Annotated in this window: 22 protein-coding genes; 21 read left to right on the forward strand and 1 reads right to left on the reverse strand. The window is 43.4% G+C overall.

Features of this window, described 5'->3' with window-relative positions:
- The first annotated feature begins 4 nt into the window (after positions 1–4).
- From ACYVRS_RS08685 to ACYVRS_RS08770, 18 genes are all read left to right on the forward strand, one after another.
- A complete protein-coding gene (locus ACYVRS_RS08685; RefSeq protein ID WP_461203290.1) occupies positions 5–949 on the forward strand; it encodes an SGNH/GDSL hydrolase family protein in 945 nt (314 codons plus the stop codon).
- Positions 946–1,593 carry a YpmS family protein gene (locus ACYVRS_RS08690; RefSeq protein WP_312498019.1) on the forward strand — a complete coding sequence of 216 codons (648 nt, stop codon included), beginning with the start codon at positions 946–948 and terminating at the stop codon, positions 1,591–1,593. Before ACYVRS_RS08685 ends, ACYVRS_RS08690 begins: the two co-directional genes overlap by 4 nt.
- Positions 1,593–2,114: a peptide-methionine (S)-S-oxide reductase MsrA gene (gene msrA, locus ACYVRS_RS08695; RefSeq protein ID WP_461203160.1), complete on the forward strand. Its 522-nt coding sequence runs from the start codon at positions 1,593–1,595 to the stop codon at positions 2,112–2,114. Before ACYVRS_RS08690 ends, msrA begins: the two co-directional genes overlap by 1 nt.
- On the forward strand, positions 2,107–2,328 hold the full coding sequence (locus ACYVRS_RS08700; RefSeq protein ID WP_054116566.1) for a YozE family protein: 222 nt from the start codon (positions 2,107–2,109) through the stop codon (positions 2,326–2,328). Before msrA ends, ACYVRS_RS08700 begins: the two co-directional genes overlap by 8 nt.
- A 17-nt stretch (positions 2,329–2,345) precedes the next feature.
- Positions 2,346–3,773, forward strand: a complete 1,428-nt coding sequence (locus tag ACYVRS_RS08705; protein WP_461203161.1) for a S41 family peptidase — start codon at positions 2,346–2,348, stop codon at positions 3,771–3,773.
- Between the two features lie 23 nt (positions 3,774–3,796).
- Positions 3,797–4,345 (forward strand): signal peptidase I, encoded by a 549-nt coding sequence (gene lepB / locus ACYVRS_RS08710; RefSeq protein WP_312498021.1) that lies wholly within the window; start codon positions 3,797–3,799, stop codon positions 4,343–4,345.
- 377 nt (positions 4,346–4,722) lie between these two features.
- On the forward strand, positions 4,723–5,589 hold the full coding sequence (gene ylqF, locus ACYVRS_RS08715) for a ribosome biogenesis GTPase YlqF (RefSeq protein ID WP_054116569.1): 867 nt from the start codon (positions 4,723–4,725) through the stop codon (positions 5,587–5,589).
- On the forward strand, positions 5,573–6,337 hold the full coding sequence (gene rnhB, locus ACYVRS_RS08720) for a ribonuclease HII (RefSeq protein ID WP_313538824.1): 765 nt from the start codon (positions 5,573–5,575) through the stop codon (positions 6,335–6,337). The genes ylqF and rnhB overlap by 17 nt, the downstream gene beginning before the upstream one ends.
- 68 nt (positions 6,338–6,405) lie before the next feature.
- Complete coding sequence (gene dprA / locus ACYVRS_RS08725) at positions 6,406–7,293, forward strand: DNA-processing protein DprA (RefSeq protein ID WP_461198360.1); 888 nt, start codon at positions 6,406–6,408, stop codon at positions 7,291–7,293.
- Positions 7,294–7,427: 134 nt separating this feature from the next.
- A complete protein-coding gene (gene topA / locus ACYVRS_RS08730) occupies positions 7,428–9,506 on the forward strand; it encodes a type I DNA topoisomerase (protein WP_461203162.1) in 2,079 nt (692 codons plus the stop codon).
- A 129-nt stretch (positions 9,507–9,635) separates the two neighbouring features.
- Entirely contained in the window at positions 9,636–10,940 is a 1,305-nt protein-coding gene (gene trmFO, locus ACYVRS_RS08735; protein ID WP_054116573.1) for an FADH(2)-oxidizing methylenetetrahydrofolate--tRNA-(uracil(54)-C(5))-methyltransferase TrmFO, read from the forward strand.
- Positions 10,941–11,075: 135 nt separating this feature from the next.
- Positions 11,076–11,477: an NfeD family protein gene (locus ACYVRS_RS08740; protein WP_312498032.1), complete on the forward strand. Its 402-nt coding sequence runs from the start codon at positions 11,076–11,078 to the stop codon at positions 11,475–11,477.
- 13 nt (positions 11,478–11,490) lie between these two features.
- A complete protein-coding gene (locus ACYVRS_RS08745; protein WP_312498025.1) occupies positions 11,491–12,924 on the forward strand; it encodes a flotillin family protein in 1,434 nt (477 codons plus the stop codon).
- 216 nt (positions 12,925–13,140) lie between these two features.
- Positions 13,141–14,040, forward strand: coding sequence for a tyrosine recombinase XerC (gene xerC, locus ACYVRS_RS08750; RefSeq protein WP_461203163.1), 900 nt, complete (start codon positions 13,141–13,143; stop codon positions 14,038–14,040).
- A gap of 21 nt (positions 14,041–14,061) precedes the next feature.
- Positions 14,062–14,604 carry an HslVU peptidase proteolytic subunit gene (hslV, locus tag ACYVRS_RS08755; RefSeq protein ID WP_054116576.1) on the forward strand — a complete coding sequence of 181 codons (543 nt, stop codon included), beginning with the start codon at positions 14,062–14,064 and terminating at the stop codon, positions 14,602–14,604.
- Between the two features lie 13 nt (positions 14,605–14,617).
- Positions 14,618–16,015 (forward strand): ATP-dependent protease ATPase subunit HslU, encoded by a 1,398-nt coding sequence (hslU, locus tag ACYVRS_RS08760; RefSeq protein ID WP_461203164.1) that lies wholly within the window; start codon positions 14,618–14,620, stop codon positions 16,013–16,015.
- A gap of 13 nt (positions 16,016–16,028) precedes the next feature.
- Positions 16,029–16,820, forward strand: coding sequence for a GTP-sensing pleiotropic transcriptional regulator CodY (gene codY, locus ACYVRS_RS08765; protein ID WP_054116578.1), 792 nt, complete (start codon positions 16,029–16,031; stop codon positions 16,818–16,820).
- 11 nt (positions 16,821–16,831) lie between these two features.
- Entirely contained in the window at positions 16,832–17,707 is an 876-nt protein-coding gene (locus ACYVRS_RS08770) for an aldose 1-epimerase family protein (RefSeq protein WP_313538833.1), read from the forward strand.
- A gap of 45 nt (positions 17,708–17,752) precedes the next feature.
- Here the strand turns inward: ACYVRS_RS08770 and plsY are convergent, their stop codons facing one another.
- Complete coding sequence (gene plsY, locus ACYVRS_RS08775) at positions 17,753–18,379, reverse strand: glycerol-3-phosphate 1-O-acyltransferase PlsY (protein WP_312541296.1); 627 nt, start codon at positions 18,377–18,379, stop codon at positions 17,753–17,755.
- Between the two features lie 250 nt (positions 18,380–18,629).
- On the opposite strand from plsY, the gene parE reads away from it, so the two are divergent.
- The 3 genes from parE to pflB all read left to right on the forward strand — a co-directional run bounded on the left by parE (position 18,630) and on the right by pflB (position 25,629).
- Complete coding sequence (parE, locus tag ACYVRS_RS08780) at positions 18,630–20,657, forward strand: DNA topoisomerase IV subunit B (RefSeq protein ID WP_312498029.1); 2,028 nt, start codon at positions 18,630–18,632, stop codon at positions 20,655–20,657.
- A gap of 11 nt (positions 20,658–20,668) precedes the next feature.
- Positions 20,669–23,131, forward strand: coding sequence for a DNA topoisomerase IV subunit A (gene parC, locus ACYVRS_RS08785; RefSeq protein WP_461203165.1), 2,463 nt, complete (start codon positions 20,669–20,671; stop codon positions 23,129–23,131).
- A gap of 269 nt (positions 23,132–23,400) precedes the next feature.
- Positions 23,401–25,629, forward strand: a complete 2,229-nt coding sequence (gene pflB / locus ACYVRS_RS08790) for a formate C-acetyltransferase (protein WP_312497801.1) — start codon at positions 23,401–23,403, stop codon at positions 25,627–25,629.
- Positions 25,630–25,695 lie beyond the last annotated feature (66 nt).

The following is a 25,695-nucleotide window of genomic DNA, read 5'->3' on the forward strand; positions in this document are numbered from 1 at the left end:
TTTGATGACAGTGGGATTGATTGCCTGTGCAACTGGTTTCTTCTTTCATTTTTTGATTCCAAAAGCTGCGCCTTTATTGTCTCCTAGCGGTCAGCTTGCTGCAAATGATGCGGCCAAAGATACGATAGAATACGTGGCATTAGGCGATTCGTTGACTGAAGGGGTCGGTGATGAGACCGCTCGCGGCGGATTTGTACCAATCGTAGCCGGTGATCTGCAAGATCGCTATGGGTTAACGAATTTAGTCACACACAATTATGGTGTTGCCGGTGAACGCAGCGATCAAATATTAAAACGGGTCAAGAACGATGAAGATTTGCGGGGGGATTTGGCTGACGCTGATTTGATCACCTTGACAGTAGGGGGGAATGACGTGTTAAAAGTCATCCAGTCTAAGTTTTTCGGTTTAAGTATTGATTCTTTTACCGAACCAATGGCCGATTATACGGAAAGAATGACTGATCTATTCAGTCAAATTCGTTCTTTGAATGAGGATGCCCCCATCTATGTGCTGGGGATTTACAATCCGTTTTATTTAAACTTTCCTGAAATCACTGATATGCAAACGATCATCGATAATTGGAATGCACAAACGAACAGCTTTATCCAACAACAAACGAATGCATATTTTATTCCAATCAATGATCTATTATATAAAGGTTTAAGCGACGAAGTCGGTATCGCGGATACGGAAGAGGACGAGGCCGAAAGCACAACCACCAGCAGTTCCTCTGCGGATGCAGAAACGTCCGCTTCTGCTGGTACAACGGACAGTACTTCTTCCAGCGATAGCCAAGAAACGATCACCAATAATATCACCAACAATGTCTTATATGAAGGCGATCGGTTCCACCCAAATAATCTAGGGTATCAATTGATGGCCAATGCAGTTAGAGATGAATTGATCAAAACACAAGACAAATGGCTGGTACAGGAGGAATCAAAATGAAACCCAATGAAAAGAAGCCGGAACCCAAAACACTCGTTAAGCAAGATAAAACAATCAATTACTGGAAAATTGCTTTTCTGGTCCTAGCAGGACTATTAATAGGGACGACCGTCTTTTTTGCCTCAAGAATTTTTCAACAAAGGGAAAGTGGTCTGAACGAAAGCACTGAATTGGTGCAGCGGGAAGGCAGCCCAGTACTGACGGTCAACAGCAATAAAAGTCAGGTCAATCAATTGATTGATTTTTACCTGTCAGACTTCCAAAAAGGACAGGATGTCACGTATGATTTTGAATTGCGGAATGAAGCCTTGCTGACTGGTGAGTTTCAAGTATTGGGTTTTCCGATCACATTTTATTTATACTTTGACCCTTATGTGACTGAAGAAGGCAATGTCCAATTAAAAGCGAAAAGTTTGTCGATCGGTACATTAGATCTGCCAACGAGCGAAGTCTTGAAAATGATCAAACGCAGTTTTAAATTTCCGGAATGGATAGAGGTCAATGCGGATGAGCAAGTCATTCTGATTCGCTTAGACCAATTTAGAATGCAAAATGGCTTATTTATCAAAGCCAATAAAATCAATCTGGTGGATGATGAGATTCAAATGAGTCTTTATCTACCAGCTGAATCGGAGGATGAATAATGGAAAGAGCGATATTTGCAGGTGGTTGTTTTTGGTGTATGATCCAACCTTTTGATGAATTAGATGGAATCGAGTCGATTTTTTCGGGTTATACAGCAGGCCACACCAAAAATCCCACGTATCAAGAAGTCAAGAGTCATCAAACTGGCCATACAGAAGCCGTGGAAATCATCTTTGATCCAGAAAAAATCAGTTTTGATGATTTATTGACGATTTATTGGCAGCAAACAGATCCTACTGATGCCTTTGGGCAATTTGAGGATCGAGGAGATAATTATCGTCCGGTGATTTTTTATTTCAATGACGAACAGCAGCAAACGGCATTGGCAAGTAAAGCCGCACTGCAAGCGAGTGGCAGATTCACTGAGCCAATCGTCACGGCAATCGAGCCAGCGCAGCCTTTTTATTTGGCTGAAGATGAACATCAAGACTACTACAAAAAGAATCCTGATAATTTTGCCCGCAATCATGCCCGCCGTGCAGCATTTTTAGCAGATCACTGGGACGAAGCCCATGCGTAAGAGCTTCTATAGTTACTTAATGGCGGTCAAGGGGCCAAGTCATACGGATGAAGCACAGATTTTTGCTACCCATGCCAGTCATGATATTCAGTTTCCTAAACATACCGATGATTATGAAGAAATCTCTTCCTATTTGGAACTCAGTGTGGACTATTTGCCTTCAATGGATATCTTCGATCGGATATGGGCTGATTATACGGAAAACAATCGCTAAACAAAGGAGGCAACAAGATGAAAGGAATCTCAACGAGCCGCTATTTTATTTCGCTTGCCAGTGTGGCGATTTTAGCTGGCGGTGGTGTCTATATCTGGCAACAGGCTGAACAACAGTCCGCTGCAACAGTTGTGGAAGAAACACAGACAGAAGAGAGCGGGATCGCGAAAATAGAACAACTTTTTGAACAGATCAAAGGCAATTATTACCAAGAAGTCGATGAAGATGCCTTGATCGAAGGGGCACTTCAGGGCATGACAGACGCACTGGATGACCCTTATACGACGTATTTGAGCGAGTCTGCTGCAGATGAATTAGATCAGTCTTTATCTGGAAGTTTTGAAGGAATCGGGGCCACTTTGTCATTGGTTGATGAGTATCCTGAGATTGCCCAAGCACCAATCAAAAATACACCTGCCGAAAAGAGCGGCTTACGCATGGGGGATCGCATTTTAAAGGTAGACGGAGAAGATACCCAAGGCCAAACCTTGTCTGAAGTAGTCGCAAAGATTCGCGGAGAAAAAGGATCCAAAGTGACTTTGACCTTGCAAAGAGAGAAAGAAACCTTCGATGTGACGCTTACGAGAGATACGATTCCGATAGAAACGGTCCATGGTGAGATTGCGGCAGAAAATGCAGCGATCGGCAAAATTGAGATCACATCATTTGGCGAGGAAACAGCAGGGGAATTAAAAGAAGTGATCACTGCGCTAAGAAGTGAAGGTGCCACCTCATTTGTCTTGGACGTGCGGCAAAATCCAGGTGGATTATTGGATCAGGTTCAGATCATGGCAAGTATGTTTTTGACAGACGGCCAAACGATCGTTAAATTTGCCAGTAACGCAGGAGTGATCAGCGAGACCAAAGCCAGCGAAACATTGGATGGAGGATTCAAAGTCACTGAACCAGTCGTTGCGCTAGTAGATGGCGGTAGTGCCTCGGCTTCTGAGATTTTTGCAGCGGCGTTGCAAGAATCGGCTGGGATTCCGATCGTAGGCACAGAAACCTTTGGCAAAGGAACCGTGCAAAATATCAAAGATTTAGGCGATAACAGCGAGTTGAAAATGACGATCATGAAATGGTTGACGCCCAATGAAGAATGGGTCAATGATCAGGGCGTCATGCCTGATTATGAGGCAGATTATCCGGCTTATGCTTACCTAGCGCCACTGCCCCGAGACAATGCGTTAAAAGCCGGACAAAGTTCGGATGCGGTCAGCAACCTCAATCAATTCTTAGCGGCGTTAGGATATGATACAGAGGGCGATACCTTTAATGATCAGACAGCAGCGGCTGTGACCGCTTTTCAAAAGAAAATGTCGCTTACTGAAAGTGGCGAAGTCGATGCGGAAACGGCGCAAGCAATCGAACAGGCTGTAACAGAAAAAATCAAAGCTGAGGATCCGGTATATCTCAAAGCGTTGTCCTTGTTGGCTGAAGATTGATTTGAAAAAGGGAGGAAACTGCAATGACAACTGAACATCAGTGGCGTGATCGTTTTTGGCTGCTGTTCAAATATGCCTTGATCGCATTTGCAACTGCTTTTTTGATTCGTGCGTTTTTGTTGATTCCTGTCCCAGTTTCAGGCAACTCGATGGAAGGCACATTACAACAAGGAGATATGGTGATCATTGAGAAGATTTCGCCGATTCGTCGCTTCGATGTGGTTGTCTTTCAAATGCCAGATGGGTCAACCTATATCAAACGTGTGATCGGTATGCCAGGTGATTCTGTGAAGTATGAAGCCGATCAGTTGTACATCAATGACGAACCTGTTGAAGAGCCTTTCTTAGCAAAAAACCGCAACAATGATCACGAAACAGCGTCTTACACGAATGATTTTGATTTAGAATCTCTGTTGGGTGTAGAAAAACTCGGAAAAGACAGCTATTTTGTGATTGGCGACAATCGCCGAGCGTCAAAAGACAGCCGCTCCTTTGGGCCGATTTCTGGAGATGCCATTTTGGGCAACGCGCGCTTTGTCTATTATCCTTTCTCACATATTCGCTTCATTTGATTGTTTTATCTGTTGGAAAGCCTCCTAATCAAAACGATGTTTTGGTTAGGAGGCTTTCGTCAAATTCTGCCAATCTTTGCTTTTTCTTAAGAAAGGATCGCGAGCGTATGGTTGGTCATTCAAAAAAACAATAGGACACATCTGTCAATGAAAGGGCTAAATCACTATCTATTCACCGGTCAACTTGTTGATCTAATGATGAAAGAATATTGGTGAATCATGATTCTGTTATAGACGAATGCCCTTGAAACCCGTATAATATCAACGGACAAGAGAATATCGGCGTAAGCTGATAGCGATCTCAGCACAACGCACATCTGCAAGATAAAAGTTCTTGCGTTTTGGCTGATGTGCCTGAAAGAGAAGGAGGATATACCATGACGATTCAATGGTTTCCGGGTCATATGGCAAAAGCCAGACGTGAAGTCAGTGAAAAACTAAAATTTGTTGATATCGTCTTCGAATTGGTTGATGCAAGGTTACCTATTTCATCACGCAATCCGATGCTGGATCAATTATTACAACAAAAACCGCGGTTGATTTTGATCAACAAAGCCGATTTGGCTGATCCGCAGCAAACCAAACATTGGGTTGCCTATTTTAAAAAGCAAGGGTATGTTGCATTGGCAATCAATGCGCAAGATAACCAAGGGATCAAAGGCATCGTGCCTGCAGCCAAAGAAGTCTTGCAAGAAAAAATCGCCCGCGACAAAGCAAGAGGGTTAAAGCCTCGCGCAATCCGAGCCATGGTGATCGGTATTCCGAATGTAGGTAAATCAACCTTGATGAACCGTCTTGTTGGCAAGAAAATCGCCCAAACAGGAAATAAACCTGGTGTCACGAAAGGACAGCAGTGGTTGCGCTTTGGCAATGAGGTCGAATTATTGGATACTCCAGGGATCTTATGGCCGAAATTTGAAGATCCTGAAATTGGCAAACGGTTGGCATTGACGGGTGCAATCAAAGATCAATTGATCCATTTAGATGATATCGCTTTGTATGGACTCGATTTTTTTGCCCGTTATTATCCAGATAAGATTGCTCTTCGCTACAATTTGACACCGGAAGAAGCAGCATTGTTGGCGCCAGAACTTTTGATGAAAATCACCCAAAAAAGAGGGCACAAAGACAACTATGATCGCGGTGCTGAACTCGTTGTCTTTGATATACGCCAAGGAAAGCTTGGGCGGTATACTTTAGATCGTTTAGAGGAGTTAGATGAGGCAGATGACACAGTCGATTAAGGAAATCAAAACCCGTTTATTTGATCCGCAATTTCATGATCCAGCTTACCTAGCAGCTTTGCGCGACGATACCCGCAGCGGCGTTAAAACGCTGATTGCGCAATATGAAAAGCAGCAAATCAAACAACAGCAACTGATCGCAAAGTCCAACGAGATGTCTGTCTTTGAACAAGCAGCCTATGCAAAAGGTCTCCGATTTATCGCAGGCCTTGATGAAGTCGGTCGGGGCCCGCTTGCAGGTCCAGTGGTTGCCGCTGCAGTGATTTTACCCAAAGACTGTCAAATCTTGGGTTTGAACGATTCAAAGCAACTATCTCAAAAAAAACGCGATGCATTGTTTGTTGAGATCCACAACCATGCGATTGCCATAGGGATGGGCGTTGTCTCAAATGATGAAATCGATCGCTTGAATATTTATCAAGCGAGCCGATTAGCGATGAAAATCGCCTTAGAAGACTTAGCTGTGACCCCTGAATATCTATTGGTGGATGCCATGACGATCGATACGGCCATCGAACAGCAAAGTCTGATCAAAGGCGATGCCCGTTCGACTAGTATTGCAGCTGCAAGTATCATCGCAAAAGTCTACCGGGACAATTTGATGGTAGACTATCACCAAACATATCCCTATTATGGATTTGATAAAAATGCGGGATATGGCACAAAAAACCATTTGGATGGATTGAAGGATCACGGCATATGTCCAATCCATCGCAAAACATTTGCACCAGTCAAACAGTATCTATGATTTTCATACAAACCTCTTTTTTTAGCGAATCTTATTTTAAGTATGCTAAAGAAAAGAGGTTTTTTATTGTGCACTACGATGAATGTTCAACTTTTGAAAAACAGATAATCAGGTTGTACTACTGTCCGGGGATTGGGGCAAAAAGCTTTTGGCGAATCGTGAAATATTGGCTAGCCCAGCGCCATACGATCATCCAGTCGGCAGACTTGCAACAAATCGGTTTTTCCCCTCAAAAAGCCGAGCAGATCCATCAGAGATGGCAAAAGATGTCAGAATCAACGCTTCGTCAGATGTTGGGTGAACAACAGCTGATTACTTTTTTTTCATCAACGTATCCAGATTTACTCCGGCGTATAGCAGATCCGCCTGTGCTCTTGTTCTATCAGGGGGAAGTATCTTTGCTCCAAAGACCAAGTATCGCACTGGTCGGCGGGCGAGAGGCCTCTATGTATGGCAGAAAAGTATGCGAGAGATTGGTTCCGCCGTTAATCGCAGAAAATTATGTGATCCTCAGCGGGTTAGCGAAAGGTGTGGATAGTTTCGCCCATGAGTCTGCTTTGCGGAATCATGGCAAAACCATCGCAGTCGTTGGTACAGGCGTAGATATCTGTTACCCTGCATCGTCACGGCATGTGTATGAAGAAATCTGTCAGGCACATTTGGTGATCAGTGAATATCCCATGGGAACCCCACCAAAGCGGTTTCATTTCCCGATGCGCAATCGCTTGATTGCTGGCATTGCGCAAGGCGTTTGTGTCATTGAGGCCAAAGAAAAAAGCGGCTCTTTGATTACGGCACAATTGGCATTAGAAAATGGACGAGAAGTTTTTGCAGTGCCGGGAGAAATCATTTCACCACAATCTAAAGGCTGCCATCAATTGATTCAAGATGGGGCCAAATGTACGATTGACGCGGTGGATATCTTGCAAGAGTTAACGTATTTATCATGTTTGTAATCAACCTTCCTTGACAAAACTTTTTTCGAAAGCTATGATAAGCTACGATTTGTATGTTTGTTAAACATATGATAGATTCATTGATTGAAGGTATATATATAGTAGGAAAAATCCAGGAAGGAGCCATTCTTTATATGGCATACAAATATTTAGTCATTGTGGAATCGCCAGCGAAGGCGAAAACCATAGAAAAATACCTCGGACGAAATTATAAAGTTGTTGCGAGTGTAGGACATATTCGAGATTTACCAAAAAGCAAAATGGGGATCGATGTAGAAAATGATTATGAACCCCATTATATTTCAATACGCGGCAAAGGCGATGTGATCAAAGGCTTGCGCTCAGCAGCTAAAAAAGCTGAAAAGGTTTATCTCGCAAGTGACCCGGATAGAGAAGGGGAAGCCATTGCTTGGCATTTGGCTTTCTTATTGGGCCTAGATTTGAAAGATCAAAATCGCGTGGTCTTCAATGAGATCACCAAAGATGCAGTCAAAGCAGCTTTCAAGGAACCACGTACCATTGATGTGAATCTGGTGGATGCCCAACAAGCCCGTCGTATTTTAGACCGTCTAGTCGGCTATTCTCTCAGTCCGATTTTGTGGCGTAAAGTCAAAAAAGGCTTGAGTGCCGGTCGGGTGCAATCTGTTGCCCTAAAAATCATTATCGATCGTGAAAAAGAAATTCGCGATTTTGTACCGGAAGAATATTGGAGTATCGATGGCAACTTCAAGAAAGCAACCAAAAAATTTAAAGCCAACTTCTGGGGATTAGACGGCAAAAAGAAAAAATTGCCGAATGCAGAAAGCATCAAAGAAGTGACAGAACGGTTAACAAGCAAAGATTTCCAAGTGACAAAAGTTGAAAAGAAAGAGCGCAAGCGCAATCCTGCAGCGCCATTCACGACGAGTAGTCTGCAACAAGAAGCAGCCCGTAAACTGAATTTCCGTACCAGAAAAACCATGATGGTCGCGCAGCAATTGTATGAAGGCATTACCTTAGGCAAGCAAGGAACCGTTGGGTTGATCACCTATATGCGTACGGATTCGACACGGATCGCCGATTCCGCAAAAGCTGAAGCGGCTGCATTCATTGAAAGCACGTATGGAACGCAATTTTCTGCCCATGGCGGCAAAAAACGTGCCAATGCCCAAGGGGCGCAAGACGCCCATGAAGCGGTTCGGCCATCCAGTGTCTTGCGGACGCCAGAGAGTCTCGAAAAATTCTTGGATAAGGATCAAATGAAACTATATCGTTTGATTTGGGCGCGTTTCGTCGCTAGTCAAATGACGCCGGCAATTTTGGATACCATGAAAGTGACGTTGGACCAAAATGGCGCGATTTTTATCGCCAATGGCTCTAAGATCAAATTTAAAGGATTCATGCAAGTCTATGTTGAGGGCCGAGATGATGGCAAAGAAGACAAAGAAAATATCTTGCCTGACTTAGTTGAGGGAGATACTGTCCAATCTGTATCGATCGAACCGAAACAACACTTTACACAGCCGCCAGCCCGCTTCAGTGAAGCGACATTGATCAAAACACTGGAAGAAAATGGTGTAGGCCGTCCTTCAACTTATGCCCCTACACTTGAAACGATCCAACGCAGATATTATGTGAAGTTGGCGCAAAAACGCTTTGAACCAACGGAATTGGGGGAAATCGTCAACTCGTTGATCGAAGAGTTTTTCCCGCAGATCGTTGATACCCATTTTACAGCAGAAATGGAAAATAGCTTGGATAGCGTAGAAGCTGGAAAAGAAGAATGGGTCAAAGTCGTTGATCAATTTTATCGTCCTTTCGAAAAAGAATTGACTACTGCTGAAGAACAAATCGAAAAGATCCAAATCAAAGATGAACCAGCTGGCTTTGACTGTGATCTATGCGGACATCCGATGGTCATCAAATTAGGCCGATATGGCAAATTTTACGCCTGTAGCAATTTTCCTGATTGCCGCAATACCAAGCCAATCGTCAAGGAAATCGGTGTCGAATGTCCTGTCTGTCACGAAGGACAAGTTGTTGAGCGCAAATCAAAGAAAAATCGCTTATTCTATGGTTGCACCCGTTATCCAGAATGCGACTTTACGTCTTGGGATAAACCTGTCGGACGCAATTGTCCGAAATGTGACAACTACCTAGTTGAAAAGAAAGTCAAAGGCGGCAAACAGGTCGTTTGTATCAATGGCGACTACGAAGAGCAAGTCCAAAAATAAGACAACCACAACGGCAACTCTGCTGGATCATCTTGTGCCAACGCCCTGATGACCCAGTCGGATGGGCCGTTCCTGTTGCCTGGTGATTGGCATCTATCTAACCACAAGCTGGAAAAAAGGAGTCTGACTATGAAAAAAATAAATGTAATCGGTGCCGGACTGGCTGGAAGTGAAGCTGCCTGGCAAGCTGCTGAAGCAGGCGTAGCCGTGAATCTATATGAAATGCGTCCCAAAAAAACAACAGAAGCGCATCATAGCAATAATTTCGCTGAGTTGGTGTGTACGAATTCGTTGAGAGGCAATAATTTGACCAATGCAGTCGGCGTCTTGAAAGAAGAGATGCGTCGTCTAAATTCTGTGATCATCACATCGGCGGACGAAACTGCAGTCCCTGCAGGAGGCGCATTGGCAGTCGATCGTGACGATTTCTCCGCCCTTGTGACCAAACGTGTCAAAGAACATCCATTAGTAACGGTATTTGAAGAAGAAATCACTGAGATCCCAGAGGGTATCACTGTGATCGCCACAGGACCGCTAACCTCGGAACCATTGTCACAAGCAATCCAAGCCTTCAACGGATCAGAGGGATTCTACTTTTATGATGCGGCAGCACCAATCGTAGATAAATCAACGATCAATATGGACAAAGTTTACCTTAAATCACGTTATGATAAGGGCGAAGCTGCTTATTTGAATTGTCCGATGACCAAAGAAGAGTTTTATGCTTTTCGGGAAGCGTTGCTTGAAGCAGAAGTGGCACCGTTAAAAGCATTTGAAAAAGAAAAATTCTTTGAAGGCTGTATGCCGATCGAAGTTATGGCTGGTCGTGGGCCTAAAACGATGCTGTTTGGTCCAATGAAACCAGTCGGCCTAGAAGATCCAAAGACGGGCAAAAGACCTTATGCGGTGATCCAGTTGCGACAAGACAACGCAGCAGCTTCACTGTATAATATCGTCGGATTCCAAACCCATTTAAAATGGGGCGAGCAAAAACGCGTTTTTCGTATGATTCCCGGTTTAGAAGAAGCTGAATTCGTGCGTTTTGGCGTCATGCACCGCAACAGCTTTATGAATTCTCCTGAATTGCTGCAGCAAACATATCAGTCGAAAAAAAGGGCTGACTTATTCTTTGCCGGTCAAATGACTGGGGTCGAAGGGTATGTCGAGAGTGCTGCCAGTGGTTTGATTGCTGGGATCAATGCAGCAAAATTAGCGAAAGAAGAAGACCCGATCATCTTTCCGCAAGAAACTGCGATCGGGAGCATGGCTTACTATATCACCCATGCAGAAGGCAAACATTTCCAACCTATGAATGCCAATTTTGGTTTGCTGCCTGAATTACCAGAGCGGATCCGGGATAAGAAATCTCGCTATGAAGCGTTGGCCAATCGTGCATTGACTGCTTTAGAAACAGCCAAAACCGAATTATTGTGAGCATTCAACAGTCCTCTTACTTTAAATTAGTAAGAGGGCTTTTTTTTAATTTGTCTTGAAACTTTTCTTTTGTTGACTTATGATAGTTTGTAACAATGAAAGGCGGGGAGCAAAGTGGCCGAAAAATGGTTCTCGATGATTCAAACATATCTCGCACAATTTCCGACAGTCATTCAATTTTTGGGTTGGCTGATTTTGATCATTGGCGGATTATTGGTTGTTTTTCTGCTATTCAGTGTCATACTGGCACCGTTGATGTGGTTTTATAATCGCATAACAGACAAAAACAACAGTAACGTCATCAGTCAGTCAGACTTTCTGATTGGGGAATTGACCGAAAAAATCGCTGGACCGTCTATGGGTGAAGTGATGGAAATCGGCAGCCAAACAGCCCGTTCGGTCTATCCGGCTCGGCTCTATCGGGAGGAAGACCGCAACAAAAATATGGTGTTACCCGTTGGCACAAAAGTCATCATTGTTGAGGTTGATCAAAAAGGAATCGCGTTGGTGGTTGAAAGCAAACATTTTATAGAATAGGAAGTGTGTTCGAATGGTAGATTCAGGTTCAGCGTTACAATTTTTAAGTAATCCTATTTTCTGGGGCATTATTTTGTTGGTATTACTGATCGCGTTTTTAATGATTCGCTATCGCATCGGCAAACCCGATGAAGCATTGATCGTTACAGGGTCTTTCTTGGGCAAAGAAGGAATCAAAATCTTGAAAAACAGCGGGACATTTGTGATCCCAATCGTCCAAAAAGCCCATAAACTAAGCTTGCTGACCCACAAATTGGAAATTGGCACACCAGAAGTGTATACGGAGCAAGGTGTACCGATCAAAGCCAGTGCTACAGTTTTAGTCAAAGTCGGCAACAGTACAGAATCAATCAAAACAGCAGCAGAACAATACTTAGGCAAATCGACTGCAGAGTTGGAAGATGAAGCCCAAGAAGTGTTAGAAGGACATTTACGCGCGATTTTGGGTACGATGACTGTAGAAGCCATTTATAAAAATCGCGATGATTTTGCTGAACAAGTCCAAGAGGTGGCATCAACAGACTTGAAAAAGATGGGATTGGAGATCGTGTCCTTTACCATCAAAGATGTGTCTGATACCAATGGGTATTTGGATGCGTTAGGTCGTCCACAAATCGCAGTCGTGAAGAAAAATGCTGAAGTTGCTGAATCAAATGCTTTGCGGGAAACACGGATCAAGCAAGCTGAAAATGAACAGTTGGCACAGCATGAAGAGATTCGCCGTCAAACCGAGATTGCCGAAGCCACGAAAGAAATGGCCTTGAAACAAGCGCAATACAAGCAAGAACGCGAAGTTGCTGATGCGAAGGCTGAACAAATCGCTGTCGGTGAAAAGATGAAAGTCCAATTGATCGAACAAGAAAAAAATATCGAGATCCAAGAGAAACAAGCCGAATTAACAGAGAAAGAATTGAACGCCACCGTTCGGAAAAAAGCCGAAGCCGACAAATATGTGGTGGAACAAAATGCATTGGCTGATAAAGCCAAAGAAATCGCCCATGCCCAAGCAGAAGCGGAAAAAGTCAAATTGGCTGCCCAAGCGGAAGCGGAACGTATCGAGAAATTAGGTTCCGCAGATGCCGACCGGATCGCCAAAGTCGGTCAAGCGGAAGCAGAAAGCCGCGAGAAGATGGCTGTTGCGTTGACCAAGCTGAACGAAGCAGGTATCTTGATGGAATTCATCAAAGTCTTGCCAGAGATCGCCAAAGAGGTCAATGCACCATTGAGCAATATTGATAAAGTCGTTAGTTTTGGCGGCAATGATGGCCTTCATGGCATGGGAGAAGCCGGTCTTGCCCGCACCTTCGATACGATCAAAGAAACCACTGGTTTAGATTTGGTAGGTTTGATCAACGATACGATGTCAACCAAACAAGGCAACAAAGAATTGGTTGGTGCCCTCTCTGCGCATCCTCAAACCAAAACAGCGGAACCAATCAACGAATAATCTGATAGAGGTTGCAAAAATGTGTCTTGATGACACTTTTTGCAGTCCTTTTTTGTTGAGAAAAAGTTGAAAAACATTGAAAATTGTTGGAAGATTCTTAAGAAATTTTCACAATTATGTCTGAACTTTGAAATATTGGTTAAATTCTGACAATTCGTTTGTCTTTTTGTTTTGGCTGTGATAGAGTTATTTTGAATCACGGAATGAGGGATTGTTTTGCAAGAAGAACAACTTCAAGGTGAATTTTTTCGTTATCTTATTTTCGAAAGAGGGTATTCTGAGAAGACGAAGAAAGCCTATCAAGAAGATATGGAGAATTTTTTTCAGTTTTTGGCAGATTCCGGCAACAGTGCATTCTTAACGATCGATTATCGCGATGTGAGGGTCTACTTGAGTTACCTCAATGAACAAGGCTATAGCCGCAATTCGATCAGCCGAAAAATGGCGAGCTTGCGGTCGTTTTATCACTATCTGACGAAACATGAAGTCGTGAAAGAAAATCCTTTTGCGTATGTCCATATGAAAAAAAAGAATGCGAAATTACCGCGTTTTTTTTATGAACAGGAGATGGCTGCGTTATTTGAGAGTGTGACCGGTGATGAGCCGCTCCAACAACGCAATCTGGCGTTGCTGGAAGTGTTGTATGGATCAGGCTTGCGGGTCAGCGAGTGCAGCAATTTAACGATACCAGATATCGATTGGGAAAGCGGCGTGTTGCTGATTCATGGAAAGGGCAACAAGGATCGCTATGTTCCTTTTGGCAGTTATGCCCAAAAAGCCGTCAAACGCTACCTTTCTGATGGCCGTCAGTATTTGACAGACAAATTTCACAAAGACCATCCATTCGTTTTTGTCAATCGCCTAGGCGACGGTATCACACCGACAGGCATTGAATATGTCTTGAATCAAGTGATCCAAAAAAGCAGTTTAGACAGTCAGATCCATCCGCATATGCTGCGTCATACGTTTGCGACGCATTTATTGAATCATGGCGCTGACATGCGGACAGTTCAAGAACTGCTGGGACATGCCAATTTGTCAACAACGCAAATATACGCACATGTCACTAAAGACAGTTTGCAAAAAAATTATCGCCAGTTTCATCCACGGGCGTAAGAGATACAGGAGGAAGACAAGATGACAGCAGAATTTCATTCAACCACGATCTGCGGTGTTGAAAAAGATGGCAAATTCGCCATGGCCGGAGATGGCCAAGTAACAATGGGCGAACAAGTAATCATGAAAGGCACTGCAAAAAAAGTCCGTCGCATATACAATGGCGACGTGATCGTTGGCTTTGCCGGCAGTGTGGCAGATGCTTTTACATTGGAAGAAAAATTTGAAGGTAAATTAAATGAGTACAATGGGAACTTGCAACGAGCTGCCGTTGAATTAGCCCAAGAATGGCGTACGCAGCAATCTATGCAAAAATTAGAGGCGATGCTGATCGTCATGAATGACAAGGAAATGCTTCTGGTATCAGGAACTGGGGAAGTGATCACACCTGATGAAGGCATCTTGGCCATTGGGTCAGGGGGAAATTATGCCTTAGCAGCTGCCCGTGCCATGAAACGGTATGGTGGGGACTTGTCAGCAAAAGAAATCGCTGAAGGCGCATTGAATATCGCCGCGGACATCTGTGTATTTACCAATCACAACATTATTGTTGAAGAGTTTTAAATGAGGTGGAAAAATGACAAACCAGAATAAATCACCACGGGAGATCGTGAAAGAGTTAGATGAATATATCGTAGGTCAAACCGCTGCCAAAAAATCTGTGGCTGTTGCTTTGCGCAATCGCTATCGTCGGTTGCAGTTAGACGAAAAAATGCAGCAAGATGTGACACCAAAAAATATTTTGATGATTGGGCCAACTGGTGTCGGCAAGACGGAAATCGCCCGTCGCTTGGCGCGAATCGTCGACGCACCTTTTGTGAAATTGGAAGCAACCAAATTTACAGAAGTAGGGTATGTCGGAAGAGATGTCGAATCGATGGTTCGGGATCTAGTTGAAAATGCGATTCAAATCGTCAAAAAAGACCAGTACAAGAATGTCCGCATCCAAGCGGAAAAGAAAGCCAACCGCCGTTTGGTCAAAGTATTGGTACCCGGGATCAAAAAGGAACAAAAGAAACAAGGCAATCCATATGAGCAAATGATGAATATGTTCAATGGTGCGCAACAACCAGAAGAACCAAAAGAGGAACTGACGGATGAGATCCGCAGCAATCGGCAAGCGATTTTTGAGCAGTTGGAAAAAGGACTGCTGGACAATCGTGAAGTGACCATCGAAGTCGATGAACCGAAGAATCAAGCACCTGCTATGAACAATGGCTTGGAGCAAATGGGGATCGATTTGAATGAAACCCTTGGTGCATTGAAACTGCAAAAGAAAATCGAACGGACGGTTACAGTCAAAGAAGCCCGTGAATTGCTGATCCAAGAAGAATCTTCTAAGTTGGTCAATGATGCGGATATCCACAGTGAAGCACTACGTTTGGCTGAGTCCAGCGGTATTATTTTCTTGGATGAAATCGACAAGGTAACCTCTAAATCACAGCAATCTGGAGAAGTATCCCGAGAAGGCGTGCAACGGGATATTTTACCTATCGTGGAAGGATCGCAAGTCAATACCAAATATGGGGCCTTGCAAACCGATCATATTCTGTTTATTGCCTCAGGTGCCTTTCATTTGTCAAAACCAAGTGATTTGATTCCCGAACTGCAAGGACGCTTTCCGATTCGTGTCGAACTAGATGATTTGACCAAGGAAGATTTCGTCAAAATTTTGACAGAGCCGAACAATGCGCTAGTGAAACAGTATGTGGCATTGTTGGCAACTGAGAATGTCAAAGTCACCTTTACTTTAGAAGCGATCCAGAAGATTGCCGAAATCGCTTTTCAAGTCAATCGTGACACAGACAATATCGGGGCACGACGTTTGCATACGATTTTAGAAAAACTATTAGAAGATTTGTTGTTTGAGGCCTCAGAGATGCAAATGGGTGAGATCACCATCACTGAAGCCTATGTGGAAGATAAACTAACCTCGATTGCAGAAGACCAAGACTTAAGTCGCTATATTTTATAAAGGGAGCAAATCAATGAAAACTTTATTAGAAAAGACAAGACAGATCAACGAATTATTACAACAAAAAAATACCTTTAATTTAGCTTCAGATTTGCCATACGATAAAATGGCTGTCATTCTAGGAAATATTCTCGATAGTAATGCGTACATTATCAGTAGTGACGGCAGCGTCTTAGGTTTTGTTGAAAATCATGATGTCAACAATGAGCGCATCAAGAAAATGTTTATGGAAAAACAGTTTCCCAAAAATTACACAGAGTTGGTGGATCATTTGACGTCAACTGAAGCCAATATTCCAATTGGCGACGATATGACGGCATTCCCTATTGAAGTACGGGATCTGTATCCGAATGGGTTGACCACTGTCGTTCCCATCTATGGGGCCGGTGAACGCTTAGGAACCATCATTCTTTCAAGGATCGATAAATCCTTTGATGACAATGATTTGGTTTTGTCTGAATATAGTGCAACAGTCGTTGGTATGCAGTTCCTTTATCAAAAATCTCGCAGTATTGAGGCGGATGTACGTAGTACAACAGCTGTTCAAATGGCGATCAACACATTGTCTTATAGTGAATTGAAAGCCGTACAAGCCATTTTTGAAGCCCTAGAAGGGGATGAAGGCCGCTTGACAGCATCTAGTATCGCTGACCGCATTGGTATTACCCGTTCAGTGATCGTCAATGCCTTGCGTAAATTAGAATCAGCAGGTATTATTGAGTCACGTTCTTTAGGCATGAAAGGGACATATCTAAAAGTGCTTAACAGCCGTTTCAAAGAAGAGTTGACGAAACATCAATATTAGGAGATGAGATGATGACAGTTACCATCACGTCCGGTCATCTGCAAGCAACGATTGCAGAAAAAGGCGCAGAGCTGCAAAGCTTATTTGATACCACGATTGAATTAGAATACATTTGGCAAGCGGACCCGAATCATTGGGGCAAGCATGCACCGATTTTATTTCCAATCGTTGGCGCGTTAAAAGACGATACGTACGTCTATGAGGGGGAAACCTACCACTTGCCTCGTCATGGTTTTGCTCGTGATATGGCTTTTGAAGTGATTGATCAGCGTGATGATTTCGTCTTGTTCCAGTTAGAAAGTTCAGCAGCGACACGAGCTGTCTATCCTTTTGATTTCCAATTGCAAGTAAGCTACGAACTTGGCGGAGATGGCCTAGTCGTCAAATACAATGTCAAAAATATCGGTCAAAAAGATATGTTCTTTTCGATAGGCGGTCATCCTGCCTTCAATGTTCCTTTAGCAAAAGGGTTGACCTTTGAGGATTACTATTTGACGTTTTCCCCGCGAAAGTCGCGGGTCAAATTGCCGCTTAAGGGCAACTATATCGACTATGAACAACGCACGTTAGGTCAGACCAATACGGATCTTAGCTTGACACATGAGATGTTTGAACAAGACGCTCTTATTTTTGAAACAAAAGGGCTGCAGTCTTTTTCGATCCGCAGCGAAAAATCACCCCATAGCGTGACAGTAAGCTATAATCAAATGCCCTATGTTGGTTTTTGGTCGACGTATCCTGTAGAATCACCATTTTTATGTATCGAACCATGGTGTGGGATCGCAGATACCTTAGCAAGTACCGGTGAGTTGAAGGAGAAAGCAGGAATTCAATCTTTGCCTCCAGATACTGATTTTGCCACGAAGTATTCAATCACAGTCAAATAAAAAAAGAAGCTGAGAAAAGCGCGTTAGGCTTTTTCTCAGCTTCTGCTATTGTTTGTTTAAACCAAAAGGCACGCGGCTTTCCGTACCATTTTTGATGCGGGTGATATTTTCACGATGACGGATAAAGATGAAGATCGTTACCCCTGCAGCGATGAAAGTCAACAACCAATTTTGTTCAGGTAAGATGACGGGTGCGACGAAAGGCACCACAATTGTGGATAGCGTGATCAAGCACGCAGCGATCATGCTGGTCAAGCTGACCATACTCGTTACATAAAGACAGATCACAAAAATCAATGACGAATACAAAAAGAAAATCGGGTTGAAGCCCAAGAGCATACCGGCACTCGTAGCGACCGCTTTGCCGCCCTTGAATTTGGCAAAAATCGGAAAGGTATGACCTATAATGGCACAAACACCAAACCAAAGGGGATTGATTCCTTCAATATGAAAAATCATGGGTAAGCAAGTAGCAAGGGTTCCTTTCAAAATATCCATAGCCAATACGGTGATCCCAGCTTTTTTACCTAAGACACGAAATGTATTGGTGGTGCCAGTATTGCCGCTGCCAAACTGGCGAATATCTTTTTTGAAAAACAATTGGCCAATCCATACGCCTGATGGAATGGAACCTAATAGATAAGCAACAACGAATAATAGAATCGTTTTCATAATAACCAACTTTCTTTTTAGGACTAGGGCAATTTTAGCATGAAATGGCCTATCCAACAATAAGAAAAACTAGGTGAATTGATTTGGCACTTGTGGTTCAATCGCAGACAAACTTGTCTAAATGGGAAAAAAAGGATAAGATGATTTAGAAAAATGTTCGCTTGAAAAAAGCAAATAGTATGTTAAGATTTTTTTTGCGGTCTTTTCTCTCAACAAAAAGGGACTGAACAAGATTAAAGGAGCGGTGGCTTTGGTAAAGAAAACCACAGAATATAACGACGCCTCCATTCAAGTCTTAGAGGGCTTGGAGGCAGTAAGAAAAAGACCAGGGATGTATATCGGCTCAACTGATGGTCGTGGTCTACATCACCTCGTCTATGAAATCGTTGATAATGCCGTTGACGAAGCCCTTTCAGGGTTCGGCAATGAAATTGATGTGACGATCCATCAAGACAACAGCATCAGTGTCCGTGACAATGGACGCGGCATGCCAGTCGGGATGCATGCATCTGGGATACCTACTGTTCAAGTTATTTTCACTGTCTTGCATGCAGGCGGGAAATTCGGTCAAGGAGGATACAAAACCTCCGGCGGGCTGCACGGGGTAGGTGCCAGTGTTGTCAATGCACTCTCCAGCCACTTATCTGTGATGATCGTCAGAGATGGTGTGGAATACCAAGCAGCATTCAAAGATGGCGGACATCCAGTAGGGACATTAAAAAAAGTCGGAAAGACACGTAAACCCACAGGAACAACAGTTACCTTCAAACCAGATGACACGATTTTTACAGTCACAAAGTTCTCTTATGAAACATTGGCTGAACGTTTGAGAGAATCTGCTTTTTTACTAAAAGGCGTCAAGATCTCCTTGACTGATCAGCGTGGAGAAGAACCTCTGACAGAAGTCTTTTTATATGAAGATGGAATCAAAGAGTTTGTAGATTATTTGAATGAAGAAAAAGATACCTTGACACCAGTTGTTTATTTCTCCGGCACGAAAGAAGCCATTGAAGTAGAATTGGCTTTTCAATACAATGACGGCTATTCTGAAAATGTCTTATCTTTTGTCAACAACGTGCGTACAAGAGATGGCGGAACGCATGAAGTTGGGATGAAAACGTCAATGACCAAAGCTTTCAATGAATACGCCCGCAAGGTCAATTTGCTGAAAGAAAAAGATAAAAATTTAGAAGGCAGCGACTTCCGTGAGGGGCTGGCAGCTGTTTTGTCTATTCGGGTGCCTGAAAACTTACTGCAGTTTGAAGGACAGACGAAAGGCAAATTAGGCACGCCGTTGGCACGAAATGCGGTAGATGCCGTGATTGGCGAACAATTGGGCTACTATTTGCAAGAAAATAGTGAAATGAGTCAAATGCTGGTGCGAAAAGCCATCAAAGCACGAGAAGCTCGAGAGGCAGCCCGTAAAGCGCGGGAAGAAAGCCGGACTGGCAAGAAACGCAAAAAAGGCGAATCCTTATTGTCAGGCAAGTTGACACCGGCACAATCTAGAAATCCGAAGCGAAATGAATTGTACCTTGTCGAAGGAGATTCTGCTGGCGGTTCAGCCAAGCAAGGCCGTGATCGGAAATTCCAAGCCATTTTGCCATTACGCGGAAAAGTCATTAATACCGAAAAAGCCAAAATGCAAGACATTCTCAAAAACGAAGAAATCAATACGATGATCTATACCATCGGTGCTGGCGTCGGGCCTGAATTTTCAATCGAAGACTGCAATTATGATAAAGTCATTATCATGACCGATGCGGATACCGATGGTGCCCATATCCAAGTCTTATTGTTGACCTTCTTTTACCGTTATATGAAACCACTGATCGAAGCAGGTAAAGTGTATATTGCTTTGCCGCCTTTATATAAAATATCTAAAGGTACCGGTAAAAAATCAATCTTGGAATATGCGTGGACGGACGAAGAATTGAGTCAATTGACGAAGAAGATCGGTAAAGGATACATGCTGCAGCGCTATAAAGGACTTGGGGAAATGAATGCGGATCAGCTATGGGAAACCACGATGGACCCTGATACCCGCACTTTGATTCGAGTGAGAATCGATGATGCAGCCCAAGCAGAACGGCGAGTGACGACATTAATGGGTGACAAAGTGGAGCCGCGACGTAAATGGATCGAAAGCCATGTACAGTTCAGTTTAGAAGAAGATGGCAGTATTTTAGACAAAAAAGAAGAGACAGTCCCTGAATTAGTAGACGAAAAATTAACAGATACCGAACAAGCTGAAGATCGACGCTTGACAATGGATTAGGAGGTGATCTCTTGGAACACAAGAACAATATTCAAGAATTAACGTTAGAAGAAGTGATGGGAGATCGCTTTGGCCGCTACTCAAAATATATTATTCAAGAGCGGGCATTGCCGGATATTCGTGATGGGTTAAAACCCGTGCAGCGACGCATCTTATTTGCGATGAACCAAGATGGCAATACTTATGACAAAGGGTTCCGCAAATCAGCAAAATCTGTGGGGAACATTATGGGGAATTTCCATCCCCATGGCGATTCAAGTATTTATGATGCCATGGTCCGCATGAGTCAAGACTGGAAACTTCGACAAGTGTTGATTGAAATGCATGGGAACAATGGGAGTATGGATGGTGACCCGCCAGCTGCAATGCGTTATACGGAAGCCCGTTTATCCGAACTAAGCGGTGAATTGCTCAAAGATATTGAAAAAGAAACGGTTGAATTGGTTTGGAACTTTGATGATACCGAAAAAGAGCCCACCGTTTTACCTGCAAAATATCCCAACTTGTTGGTCAATGGCTCCACTGGGATCTCCGCCGGCTACGCAACTGAGATCCCAACACATAATTTAGGAGAGATCATCGATGGAACAATTTATCTGATCGATCACCCCAATGCCACACTTGACCAATTGATGCACTATATCCCCGGCCCCGATTTTCCTACAGGAGGGATCTTGCAAGGGAAAGAAGAAATCAAAAAAGCCTATGAAACTGGTCGCGGCAAAGTGATCCTACGATCTAAAACACGGATTGAAGACATCAAAGGCGGCAAGCAGCAAATCGTCATCAACGAGATCCCCTATGAGGTCAATAAGGCGAATCTAGTCAAAAAGATGGATGAAATCCGCTTGAACAAGCGGATTGACGGTATTGCAGAAGTCAGAGATGAAACCGATCGTACCGGCTTGCAGATCGTTGTTGAATTAAAGAAAGAAGCCAACGCCCAAGGTATCTTGAACTATTTGTTCAAAAATACCGAGTTGCAAATCAGTTACAATTTTAATATGGTTGCTATTGATGAGATGCGGCCCAAACAAGTGGGCCTGAAACGGATCCTTGAAAGTTATGTCAAACACCGTCGCGAAGTGATCGAAAAGCGCAGCCGCTTTGAGTTGCAAAAAGCCCAAAAACGTCAGCATATCGTCGATGGATTGATGAAAGCATTGTCGATCCTAGATGAAGTGATCGCAACGATTCGCGGAAGCAAGGACAAGAAAGACGCGAAGAATAATTTGATCGTGCAGCATGGTTTTACCGAAGAGCAAGCCGAAGCTATCGTGAACTTGCAATTGTATCGTTTGACCAATACCGATATCACACAACTGCAAGCCGAAGCCAAAGAATTGGCAGAAACGATCGCCCGCTTAACGAAGATCCTGGATGAAGAAAGCGAACTACTGAAAGTGATCAAAAAAGAATTGAAAGAGATCAAAAAGAAATATCCTTCTGACCGGATGACAGAGATCGAAGCCGAGATCGAAGAAATCAAAATCGAAACGCAAGTTTTAGTGGCACAAGAAGAAGTCGTTGTGACTGTGACAAAAGATGGGTATATCAAACGCAGCAGTTTGCGCTCCTATGGGGCATCGAAACCTGAAGAAGTTGGAATGAAAGAGGGAGATGCTCTTTTATACAGCCATCAATTGAACACATTAGATCACTTATTATTGGTCACCAATAAAGGCAACGTCATTTACCGTCCGGTGCATGAATTAGCTGATTTGAAATGGAAAGACCTTGGGGAGCACATTTCTCAAAATGTCTTAACCTTGGCGCAAGATGAAATGATCATCGGTGTGTTCGCCTATAAAGTGCTTGATCCAATGAAGAACTTTGTTCTGATCAGCAAGAAAGGGATGATCAAACAGTCGCGTATGACCGAGTTTGAGCCATGGCGTACTTATAAGACACGGCCTTTGACCATTATGAAGTTAAAAGATGAAGCAGATGAATTGCTGAATGTCTTTCTTGTCGATCAAAATGAACCGATGGATATTTTCTTAGTCAGCCAAAGGGCTTTCGGCTTACGCTATCCATTGACAGAAGTGCCCGTAGTTGGTCCGAAAGCAGCCGGAGTCAAGGCGATGAACCTCAAAGACGAAGACTTTATCGTAAATGGTTTGGTGGTCTACTCTGAAGGGGATACACCGGTGGTGATCATCACGCAGCGAGGCGGCGCCAAGCGTATGCTAGCCCAAGAAATCACCCAATTAGGCAGAGCCAAGCGTGGGCTGATGGTACTAAGAGAATTGAAGAAAAATCCGCATCGGATCGTCTATATGGGGCCTGGTGAGCATACTCTGCTCCAGATCACGAATCAGAAAGGCCAGACGGTTGAGATCGATACGGAACAAATTCCGATCAATGACCGCACATCGAATGGTTCCTTTGTGACAGATGAAAAAAATGGCGGACAGGTGTACGACGTCCGAGCTGTGATCAGTCCAGAGATCGCGGATAATCCTGTAGTATAATTTAAGCTAAAACAGCCGATCTGTATCAATACAGATTGGCTGTTTTTTTTGTCATAATATATCTTTCACATTTTCGAAAAACACACTTTAATAATATTTTCACATTCAATAAAAGCTGTTTTATCAACTGTTGTATTGTAATTTATATTAAATAATCCTAATTTGTTAAAAAATAATCTTGAAAACACTTGCATTCGAAAGCGCTTGTGTTATACTGTTCACGTAAAGCTGTTACAGTAGTGAACAGAAAATTTAAGGAGGTCCATCAGATGGAACAATGGAATGGATTTAAAGGAAAAACTTGGAAAGAAGAAGTCAATGTACGTGATTTTATCCAAGAAAATTACACACCTTATGACGGAACAGATGAATTTTTAGCTGACGCAACAGAAGCAACAACGAAACTTTGGGATCAAGTCATGGACTTGAATAAACAAGAACGTGATGCTGGCGGCGTTTTGGACATGGATACAAAAGTGGTTTCAACGATCACTTCTCATGGACCTGGCTATTTGAACAAAGACTTAGAAACAGTCGTTGGTTTCCAAACGGAAAAACCTTTCAAACGCAGCTTGCAGCCTTTCGGCGGCATTCGCATGTCAGAACAAGCAGCTGAATCCTATGGATATGAAATCGATGCTGAAGTATCACATATTTTCCGCGACTATCGCAAAACGCATAATCAAGGCGTGTTTGATGCCTATACACCAGAAATCAGAGCCGCACGTCGTTCAGGTGTGATCACTGGTTTGCCTGATGCATACGGCCGTGGCCGGATCATTGGTGACTATCGCCGTGTTGCCCTTTACGGAATTGATTTCTTGATCAAAGAAAAACAACAAGATCTGCTATATTGCGGCAATGGTACAATGTCAGATGACATTATTCGTCAACGTGAAGAATTGGGGGAACAATTACGGGCATTGACTGAGTTGAAAGAACTTGGCACGATCTACGGCTTCGATATCTCTCAACCAGCACAAACTGCCAAAGAAGCATTCCAATGGCTGTACCTTGGCTACTTAGCAGCGATCAAAGAACAAAATGGTGCCGCAATGTCATTAGGCCGTACCTCAACGTTCTTAGATATTTATGTAGAACGCGACTTGAAAAATGGTGTGATCACTGAAAGCGAAGCACAAGAGATCGTGGATCATTTTGTAATGAAATTACGGTTAGTGAAATTTGCCCGGACACCTGATTACAACGCATTGTTCTCTGGTGATCCAACTTGGGTCACAGAATCGATTGCAGGTATGGGTGAAGATGGCCGCCACATGGTGACCAAAAACAGCTTCCGTTTCTTGCATACATTAGCTAACTTAGGCCCAGCGCCAGAACCAAACTTGACGGTATTATGGTCAACACGTTTGCCACATAACTTCAAAACATTCTGTGCCAAAATGTCGATCCAAACGTCAGCGATCCAATATGAAAATGATGATGTGATGCGCGGCCATTGGGGCGATGACTATGGTATCGCATGTTGTGTATCTGCGATGCGCATCGGGAAACAAATGCAATTCTTTGGCGCCCGTGCCAACCTGGCGAAAACCTTGTTATACGCAATCAACGGTGGCGTCGATGAAAAATCAAAAGCGCAAGTTGGACCAAAATTACAACCAATCACTTCTGAGTATTTAGATTACAATGAAGTCATGGAAAAATATGACACAATGATGGACTGGATCTGTGACCTGTATGTCAATACACTGAACATCATCCATTACATGCATGATAAATATTCTTATGAAAGAATTGAAATGGCTTTACAAGATACGGATATCTTGCGCACGATGGCAACTGGTATCGCTGGCTTCTCTGTAGCAGTCGACTCATTGTCTGCAATCAAATTCGCTAAAGTACGCACTGTACGTGACGAAAATGGTATCGTAGAAGATTATGAAATCGAAGGCGACTATCCTAAATACGGCAATAATGACGACCGCGTAGACGACATTGCGATCCATTTATTGAAAGCCTTCATGAAGAAAGTAAAACGTACGAAAACTTACCGTGATTCTAAACATACAACGTCTATCTTAACAATCACATCAAACGTTGTATACGGCAAGAAAACAGGGAACACACCGGATGGACGTCGTGCAGGCGCACCATTTGCTCCAGGTGCCAACCCTATGCATGGACGTGATACACATGGCGCGCTAGCGAGTCTTTCATCTGTTGCCAAATTGCCATATGAGTATTCATTAGATGGTATTTCAAATACTTTCTCCATCGTACCAAAAGCACTTGGCCGCGATGACGATACGCAACAAGAAAACTTAGCAACCATGTTAGATGGTTATGCAGCTAAAGGCGGTCACCATTTGAATATCAACGTCTTCAACCGTGACACATTGTTGGATGCGCAAGCACATCCAGAAAAATACCCACAATTGACGATTCGTGTATCAGGATACGCGGTAAACTTCATCAAGTTGACGAAAGAACAACAAGACGATGTGATCGCACGTACCATGCATGACGCAATGTAATAGTTGATGAGACAGGCGGCGGCAGGGGAACCTCCGCCGCCTGCTTCATATTTTATCGAACCTTCA

The sequence above is a fragment of the Enterococcus salsurae genome (assembly GCF_054784955.1).